Annotated in this window: 9 protein-coding genes; 8 read left to right on the top strand and 1 reads right to left on the bottom strand. The window is 39.0% G+C overall.

Features of this window, described 5'->3' with window-relative positions; all coding sequences use genetic code 11:
- Together O3670_RS10485 and O3670_RS10480 are read left to right on the top strand one after the other, a co-directional pair.
- Positions 1 to 911: hypothetical protein (locus O3670_RS10485; RefSeq protein WP_371596123.1), on the top strand; the 911-nt coding region annotated here is incomplete at its 5' end.
- Positions 912 to 914: 3 nt separating this feature from the next.
- Complete coding sequence (locus O3670_RS10480; RefSeq protein WP_371596122.1) at positions 915 to 3,203, top strand: DUF8208 domain-containing protein; 2,289 nt, start codon at positions 915 to 917, stop codon at positions 3,201 to 3,203.
- Positions 3,204 to 3,246: 43 nt separating this feature from the next.
- Here O3670_RS10480 and O3670_RS10475 read toward each other — a convergent pair whose 3' ends face one another.
- Positions 3,247 to 3,609, bottom strand: a complete 363-nt coding sequence (locus O3670_RS10475) for a hypothetical protein (protein ID WP_151404964.1) — start codon at positions 3,607 to 3,609, stop codon at positions 3,247 to 3,249.
- Positions 3,610 to 3,816: 207 nt separating this feature from the next.
- Between O3670_RS10475 and O3670_RS10470 the strand changes: the two genes are divergently transcribed.
- The 6 genes from O3670_RS10470 to O3670_RS10445 all read left to right on the top strand — a co-directional run.
- Positions 3,817 to 4,632: a hypothetical protein gene (locus O3670_RS10470; protein WP_371596121.1), complete on the top strand. Its 816-nt coding sequence runs from the start codon at positions 3,817 to 3,819 to the stop codon at positions 4,630 to 4,632.
- A gap of 11 nt (positions 4,633 to 4,643) precedes the next feature.
- A complete protein-coding gene (locus O3670_RS10465) occupies positions 4,644 to 6,605 on the top strand; it encodes a TraG/VirB4 family ATPase (RefSeq protein WP_371596120.1) in 1,962 nt (653 codons plus the stop codon).
- Between the two features lie 23 nt (positions 6,606 to 6,628).
- A complete protein-coding gene (locus O3670_RS10460; RefSeq protein ID WP_229056665.1) occupies positions 6,629 to 6,934 on the top strand; it encodes a hypothetical protein in 306 nt (101 codons plus the stop codon).
- Positions 6,935 to 6,937: 3 nt separating this feature from the next.
- On the top strand, positions 6,938 to 7,636 hold the full coding sequence (locus tag O3670_RS10455) for a hypothetical protein (RefSeq protein ID WP_110981313.1): 699 nt from the start codon (positions 6,938 to 6,940) through the stop codon (positions 7,634 to 7,636).
- A 3-nt stretch (positions 7,637 to 7,639) separates the two neighbouring features.
- Positions 7,640 to 8,062, top strand: a complete 423-nt coding sequence (locus O3670_RS10450) for a hypothetical protein (protein WP_371596119.1) — start codon at positions 7,640 to 7,642, stop codon at positions 8,060 to 8,062.
- A gap of 17 nt (positions 8,063 to 8,079) precedes the next feature.
- Positions 8,080 to 9,340, top strand: a 1,261-nt coding sequence (locus O3670_RS10445) for a phage tail tip lysozyme (RefSeq protein WP_371596118.1), incomplete at its 3' end; no start/stop codon positions are given.

Genomic DNA, 9,340 nt, shown 5'->3' with positions numbered 1-9,340 from the left:
TCACACGACCAACTACGGGAGTCCCTAGTATTGAAGGACAACCTCAGATTACCCCTTTTGTTATTACGAAAGATTATAAGGAACTCGTTACCCCACTCATCGAAGAAGCGCACCGTGATAAACGTTTTGAGAAAACAACTTATGAAGGGATCTCCAACTTTTTCAGTGGTCCAATGGGGTTACTTCCATGTTATGCTGAAAGTTTAGGCTTGTCTCCTGTTGATATGCCACCTTATCCAAAACCAGGAACGATTGAAGGAGAACTTCCAAATCGTCTTATGTCAAACAAGGATAAGCATAAACAGTCAGTCGCTGGAGCCAAGAAACGGAAGGAGAAAACAGGCAGAGTGTATGAAGATGAAGAAGTAGGACCACCAAGTAAGTTGCCATTGATTTTGGCCATTGGCTCTTGTACGTTATCGGTGTTCTTATTGTTGATGCTAATGGTCTATAATAGCAATTTCACGCGCGTGAAGAAAGAACTTGTGGCCACAACAGATAAAGTTGAGCGTCTTACAATGATACAAGATCATGAACATGAGATTGATGTCATGGCTCGTTATTTCTTGTCATACTATTATTCAGGAGACAAGGATAAGCTTAAGGCTTACTTGGATAATAACGACGCTAAATTTACTAACCCAGAGGTAGCAACTGTTTCTAGCACAATGTTGGAGAAAGTTGAACTCGTTAAGAATGAGAAGGATACCTATGAGGTTACATACGTTGTTGGTACAACGGATGAGGCTCAAAAAACGACAGTTCGTCGTGTTACTTTCAATGTTAAGAAAAAACCATCAGCTACTCAAGGTTGGGTAGTTACATCTGAACCGACAACAACAGCATTTGCAACTCCAACATCTCCTTCTACTGAAACTTCAGCTGAAAAAACTGAAAACAAGGAGGGATAACCTATGGGTGCAGAAGCAACAATTGAGATTGAACAAGGGAAGGTCTGGCCATCCCTATCAGATATGATCTCTCAATCGAAAGATTGGCCTAATGAAGTTGGTTCTAAAGGTTGGGGAGGTGACAAAGATAAAGAGCTCTTATTGGCATCCTTTTATGCACAGTGGGACCAATACCTCCACCCAACAACTGGGGTATTTATAGCTTTTGGCTTTATTCCTGAGATGCTTTCAAAAGGTATCTATAGTTTTAGTTATGCGATTGAGAAAGCCTACCTCAACATGTTTAAGTTATTCGGGATGTTTGACTATATTAGTCAATCCGATAGCTTTGTTGGTCAAGTTTATAAGTGGCTTCAAATCGTTGGGATTTCATTATTTGTTCTGGTAACGCTCATTCGACTTATAATGGCAATTGCAGGAGCACCTTTCAGGTATCGAGAATTCTTCAATCACATTATTCTGGTAACTTTCTCTGTTGCTTCACTTCCAGTGTTTGCTTCAAAATTTGGTAGTGCCATAGCGAAGGATACCGTAGGACTAGCCTATTATGACATAACTGGCAGTGGTCAGAGTGTTTCGCTTTCTGTAACCCCATTTCGGAACAATACGGTTGACCTCGAAATGCTGTATGCAATGGATTTTGATACAGATAAGTTGGGCTATAATAAAGATACTCATTTTATAGCTGGTGATAAAAACTGGAATACCATTTCAGATGGTAATATTTGGTTCACCAATTTTACTGAAACCTATGGTCCAACCAATAAGGCTATGTTGCAGTATTATTCTGGACGTGAAGGACGAGTATCCTCAATAACTAAGTTCGTAGGAGTGCGAGAAGACGGTTCGGTTGATTGGGGGCAACAAGTAAAAAATGGTATAGCCTTATCTAACCCAATAACTGCTCTTCTTCAAACTAGTAAAATATTTTTTACTGGTTGGAAAGAGGAATCTGAGTGGAAAGATAATCAGGCAAAATCACCTTACAATGGATTTTCTGATGTAATGAGATCTACGCTCAACACCATTCGTTATGCAGATGGTAAGATTGCTTATGCACGAGTTACCACTTCAAAATCAGGTTATTTCCTTGGTTTTGATAATACTGCTTTCTTACCAACTTATGCCCGCTATAAAGTTGACTGGATAGCTCTGATCACTCAGCAAATTATTCTTTTACTTTTGCTTATCGGATTGCTGGTAACTACGGTACGAATGATTTTCAAAACACTTATAACAGTGATTATTTCACCACTAGTTTCATACTCGGCTGTTGGAAATAGTATGCGTATCCTAGAGGTTTGGCAAGAAGTTATGACAGGAATTGCTGCCATCTGGTTCCAACTATTATTCGTAAAAGTAGCACAATGGTTCTTAATTACTTATAGCGAAGTGAAGCTCAATCTAGGTTCTGGAGCATCTGATGTGGCTAAGAAAACTCTGGGTGGAAGTTTCTATGATGGCTTAGACCCATTCCAACATGCCATTGCGACGATTGCTGTTTACCTTGGTGTTTATCTTGCAGTTTCTCAGGGATCAAAAATGTTGGAACGCTGGCTAGGTATTGATACTAACCTTTCAAGTGGAACTAAGGCTGGAGTTGCTACAATGGCTGTTGGTGCAATGGCTGCTAATAAAATGGGTGGTGGTGCTAGAAACTTTGCTGTTGGTAAGTATAACCCAGTTACTGGTAGACGAAATCAAAGCGGCTTTAACCGTCTCAGAAATAATGTAAGTAGTGGAACCAAAGTTGGTGTTAAGGGGCTTAAGAGTGCCGGTAGCGTGGTAGGGTCGACCACAAATGGTATCAGACGAGGTGCTATGTCGGCTGCAGGCGCTACTGCAGGTGCTGTCGCTGGAACCTGGAATGCATTTTCTGATACTACAGATCAGGACCTTACTGCTTTTCAAGTAGCAAGAAGAGCAGTAGGGGTAACTGGAAGGAAATTATCAACAAGCACTAAAAATACGTTTAATAGTGCCATAAGTGGTACAAAAGAAGTCATGACTTCCGGTAAGGAGGTTGTTGGGACAGAATTCAGGAATGTAGGTCAAGCAATTAAGAAGGACTTCTCAAGTAGTTTCGGAGAACGTTATACTAGTACTAGAGATAATGTCAATGATAGTATCTTAAATTACGATAGAGTTCGAAGTAATGGTGTAGGAAGAATAACTCCAAAAGGGGATACTTCAAATATTACTCCTCCAACACAACGCTTACCAAAGAAAAATAGCTTAGACAGTGACAGTCGCTTCCAGAAGTTAGATGCTGGAGAAGACGGAGAGTTATGATAAATAGTTTACGAAAAAACAAGCCTTAAAATTGGCTTGTTTTTTATTTCTTAACTAAAAAGAAGAGGAAGAAAGGATTAAAGAGACTGATGATGAATAGGATAATACCACAGATTATTAATAAACCAAATACTGGGAAAAAGAAACTAGAAACAGCACCTACTAGGATTCCTATTGAATGGATGATGCCATGAAGTGTCATAAATAAACAAAATAAGGCAAATATAGCAGTTAAACTCATCGAGAATTTCAACCAAATCAGTTGTGCAGTTTTGCCTTTGAATTCGAACAAAAAAGTGGCAAGGCAACAGCCAATGGCAATAAGAACCGAAAGTAGTAGCCATTTAAAAGATGTCCATGTGCTGATATAGAGTGAAAAATAAAATTCTTGTAAAAAGTCTAGCATCCTAAAACCCTCCAAAAAAGATTATTGCGATTGTATTGATTTGATTGTAACAGGATTTAAGTAGCTAGACAAGGAAAGAGAGCCCTAAATGGAAGTAAATAGTCAAAATCATGGAGAAGTATGAGTAGCTAATAGGTGTCACTGGGTTACGAACGCCCTATGTTGTTTTATAGAATAGTTGAGAATAATGTTGATGGAGGAAATGATATGCCAGGTTTAATTGAAGAACCAGTATTGACAAAAAAAGAGATTAGGAAACGAAAAAAAGAAGAGGCACGGAAAAGAAAACAAGAGAAGAAGAAGGAAAAGCAAACACAATTTGAAAGTATAGATCTTGGCGAACGTGCTGGAGAAGAGTTTGTGTATGTTCCGCTTAATAAGAAAAAACGTAGAGATTTCTTAGACACTGTTGCGATAACTGATGTGAAGTCTATTCTATATGGCTATCCTAATCAACCGATACGATTAGCTAATGGCTATTCAGGTTATGTGCAGATTTTTGAGGTGTTTGGGCAAGATATTCAAGCGATGTCTAATGAAGAACAAGCAGCTGTTAAGGTAGGCTTCACTCTTTTTCTGTCTGGTACCACCTTTGACATGATGCTTCAGACTACGAAATTGCCAACAGATGTCTCAAGTCAATCTAACGAATTCCTACGTCTGCTGGATGAAGTCAAACAAGAGCAGAATGCTCCAGAATTGATTATCAATGATGGCGATGATCTTGACACAATCTCAAGTAAAGAGAGACTTATTTATCAACTCAGGCAACGAGAAGATATTTTGAAAACAAAATATCTCGTACAACAAGTCGTCGCAATCAACCAACAAAATATTGAGTTCTTTATCTGGGTGTTTGGAGACACTTTGGCTGAAATAGATTCCAATACCCGTACCACCTTAACAATTGCTTCGAGCCACGGATTTGCCCCTAAAGTTGTATCCGTCGAAAAAAAGGAAGAGTTGTTGACTCAATATTACAACTTTAATGATTCACTTAATGGTTCCCCTAACCAGTACTAGAAGGAGTTTACATGGATTTAAGTTCACGAAAGATCAAAAAATATATTCGAGAGGGTTATGACCTCAATCTTATTAGTAGGATTCAAAGTGATATTCCAGATTTTAAATATGATGATCGCTATTGGAGACAAGCAAACGGTTATTATAAGATTGCTCATGTTCCATATGACAGATATCCAGAACACGGTTTACCGGACTTCTGGATGAGTGATTTAATGCTCGTTGATAATGTAATCAGTTTTATGTCCTTAGAACATACTTTAAATAATGAAATGTCCGACTTAGCTTCAAAAGCTATTTCGAATATGTTAGCCACTCAAAATACAAAGGCTGCACAAGATGCCGATGATAAGAAGCGTATTGGTTCTTTATTAGGCTATCGCGAAAAACTTGATAATAATGTTCCATCTAAAAAAATTCACACTCGCTTTTTGTTAGCGGCAAACACATTGAATGAACTGGTAGAACGAGAAGCTGATCTCAAGCAACAGTTGAATCAGTATTCGATTTCTTCTTCTGATGGCATGCAAGACGTCGAATATCACACAGCTTTTATTCCAGCATCTCGTTTAGAAGACACTCCACTACGTCGAAAAGGACAAGCAGCATCCGCCTGGGATTTAGGTGCTGGCTATCCTTTTAACCATACAAACTTAATGGATACCTATGGTGTTTACTTGGGAGAAACACGTACTGGTGGTGTGGTTAACTTTGACCTTTTGCATGAAGATAGGGAACGTAAAATTCCATCAATGCTGATTGCCGGAGCAGGAAACGGGAAAATGAAACTGTTAGGTAATTTGATTGATACCTATTTTGCTAAAGGCCATACCATTTTTAACATTGACCTTACTGGTAACTTAAAAGAACTTACGGAACTTCAAGGTGGTCGATATGTTAAGATGTCTGGTACTAATAATCGGAATCATATTAACCTCATGCAAATTATTGCGACGGCTTCCTCTGCAGATGGAGAAACAACGGACCAGGTCCAGTCTTTCTATGCCCACCGTAATAAACTACGTGCTTTAGCTCAAATTCTTGATCCAGGGTTAAAGAATTCTGACCTCAATAATTTGTCGTCTGCTTTAAACGACTTTTATGAAGACCGTAGTCTGTGGAACCGTAATGCAGAAGTCATGGACCAAGAAGACTTAACGATTACGAATGTTATTCCAGAAGATTATCCGACTCTATCTCATTGGGTAGAACGCTTAAACAAGCTTAAAGAGGATAAAATCGCAGAGGGAAATAAAATTGATGCTGAAAGTTATGACAGCCTGTATAATGCTTTCTCTGGTCTCTTGGGGGATTATCGCTTCTTAAATGCGACCTCACAGTTTGAAGATTTCTCAAATGAACAAGTTGTAACCTTTGACCTCTCTGGGATTCAAGATACTGAACTTCTTAATATTCAGCTTTACCAAGTGTTATCTATCATTTCATCATACGCTGTAGCAAATGGAAGAAGGGTCTCTGAGTATTTCCGTAGAGGGATTATCGGGGGAGATAAGAGCCAACGACCTCATAGCATTATTACCATTAACGGAGCACATAAGCTCTTCAATTATCGTTATTCAGAGTCTCTTAACTTTCTAAAGGATTTGATTGAGAATGTAAGTAGTAACTATTCTGCATTTATTATGGAAATGAGTTCGTTAGATAACATCCTCTTGAATGCAAACTCTACGGACGCAGTGGATTACGTTTTAGCGACACGCGCAATTTTCTCTATGATGACGTATCGTGTCTTTTCTCAATTAGGTGATTTGACTATCCCTCGTCTAGCAGATGCTTTACAAGGGGAAATGACCGAGAGTGAACTTTCGTCACTTAAATATTTAAGAGATGGTGATTTCTTCCTAAATATTGCTTCTGTCAAGAACTTAGTCTTCAACCATCAACTAGCGGATAATAGGTCTTATGGTAAGTATCCGTATGATGAACATGTTCGCTATGCATTCTTACCTTAGAAATGGTGAAAGGGGGAAATACAATGAACCTACAGCAACCATATTCTGATGAGGCATTCCAACTGCAAACTAAAATTCTGACAGAGGATAATCCGCATGATTTGGAAAGAATTGTAAATGATTACTTAGAGATCTTGGCTTACAAAAAGACCTGTCGTGTTGTTGATATTACTTATCAGATGCGAAAAACACATCTTTTAAGTAGTTTATGTGGCTTATTTGGAAGTCAGCAAGTGGATGAGTACTCAGCCATGATTATCTACCAAGAACCTGCTCGATTTGAGTCGAGAATATTTGAAACAGAAGAAGCACCAGAGGAGGAAAATTAATCAATGACCACACTAATGCAAATGTCACTATGGGTTAACAATATAGCTTATGACATTAAGACACTACGTTTTTTTAGGATAGTCTCCTTTATTATCAGTTTAGTTCTTGGTTTGGTTGGTTTCTATAGCTATCTCATGCTCTATCAGACACTTTTATTCGCCTACGGTGTTCATTTTATGGCTATTGCCTATACACCATATGTGTTTTGTGCCTTGATTGTAGCCCTTTATCAGCTACTTACTGGTAAGAGACGTGAACGTATCAAGAAAGCAAAGCATATTCTTATGTTTAGTCTTCTTCCTATTTGTTTGATGAACACCTGGGGCTTTATCACTCTAGTGACTTGGGGGCTTGCATGGGTTATGGCTAAACTAGAATATAACCATAGAAAACGAGCTGTTAAGATCGTATCATTCTTCTCAAAGGAATATTCACCTCTTTTTGAAAAGAGATTGGCCAATCGAAGTAACTATTATGCTTATCAATCTGCTTATCGTCTCCTAGACTTGATTCAGGTATCTGCTTATGAAGAACTCTTTAAGGAAGAAGTGACGGAAAAAGATTATAAAGCTGGTCTCGTTGTTAAGGAGTTACACCGTACTTTTAAAATCAAAGGTGTACCTTTTTCTAAGGTAACTGTAACAGATAAACTCTATATTGCTCCACAAAAAATGCCAATTATTGGCTTAAGGAGGTTTTAATATATGGTATCTTATCGTTTTAAACGAGATGGTCAGTATATTCAACGTGAACTAGAACTAGATCCTCTTGATGAGCATCAAGACCAAGTCTATCCGGAAAGCCTTGAAGAGCAAGTAGATTATTCAGCATTTTACGATACCTACTATAACGGTTTTGATGAAGACAGTATCTCACGTGAACAAGAGAAAAAACAAGGTCTCATTGCGCGTGGGAAAGAAAGGTTATCCAGTGTCAAGGAGGATGTGACAGACTATTATAATTTGCAAGTGGAACGTCACAAAGACTATTACTCAGATGAAGATTCATTTTGGATGCGAAAGCAACAACAAAAAAGAAATCGAAAATTCATTAAACAAAGTATCTTTCTTGCCCTAGGACTTTTACTTGTATTTGGTTGGTATTGGCTAACCGCACTACTTCATTAAGGGGGTGACTAAGATATTTGAAACGAATAGGTGATAAAGCTGCTCGTGTTCTTCTAACGATTTTTGGAGTGAAGACAACCATTATTATAGGAACTATTTTAACTTTTGCGGTTATCTTAATTGCAATTATCACTGGTTTAATGGGGACAATTAGTACTTCCGGTGGGAAAGGTAGCAAGACTAACACCCAATGTGTAACCTACCAAAAAGATGGCGATGAAGAAGACGATGATGAAGAAGACGATGATGGCTCTAAGCCTCAATCGACTTCTACTAAAACTGACTCAGCATCTGCTGGCGACTCTGATCCCTTTACGAAGGGGACAAAAGCCTATGAAAATGCCCACAAAGTCTTTATGGCTTTTGTGAATGCTGGATTGTCTGGGGAATCTGCTGCAGGTGCTGTTGGTTGGGCAAACTCTGAAGGGAGCTATGACATCATTGGACGTGCCCAAGGGCATTATGGTGGTGGTATCAATGACTCCATTTCTAAGGGAGCTGTTCCAACGACAGGTGGGACATCTAACACACTTGGTGGTGGTGGAATCTTCCAGTTTGACCCCTACACGAAATATGCACCTCTTAATAGTCCTGATTGGGAAGATGCTGATAAGATGGTTGCCTTTGTTATCGATGCCATCTCAAAAGGTGACTGGAACCCAGCTTATGACGAATCTGGCCATAACTGGTCATTCCAGGAGTTTGCGAAACAAACCAATATCGATGAAACTGCTATGTCATGGAATGCCTACGAACGAGGTAACATGGCTTATGTCAGACCAGAGCAGAAGAAGGCTGATGCGAGGAAGTTTGCGGAAGTCTTCGAAGCAAGTAAATATAAGTACGATGATGCCAAGTTCCAAAAGGCGTTTGGTGGTGGCGGTGCTTCTTCCAATAACTCCTCGTCAAGTAGTCAAAGTTCAGATGATGATGACGGTGACGACGATGAAGAAGATAGCGACAACGAAGACAATGATAATGATAGCAGTTCAAGCAGTTCATCAAGTGACTCTAGCAACAAGGATAGCAAAAAAGACAGTGATAAAGACAAAAAGTCTATTGATACTGATAAGGCTATCAAGTGGTATAAGGATAAGCTAGGGAAGGTCAAGTATTCTCGTGATGCTCGTACTGGGCCAGATAGCTATGACCATTCATCTGCTCTATACTATGCCCTTGTTGACGGTGGTGCTAAAGAATCTGGTTCTCCAGTAGATACCGATTCAGAACACGATTGGTTGAAAGACAATGGTTATGAGTTAGTTTATGAGGGTGCGT

The sequence above is a fragment of the Streptococcus sp. 27098_8_74 genome, assembly GCF_041431705.1.
GTDB classification, from domain to species: Bacteria; Bacillota; Bacilli; order Lactobacillales; family Streptococcaceae; genus Streptococcus; species Streptococcus salivarius_E.
Note: the sequence above shows the minus strand (reverse complement) of the source record. Positions and strands in the feature narration are given on the sequence as shown.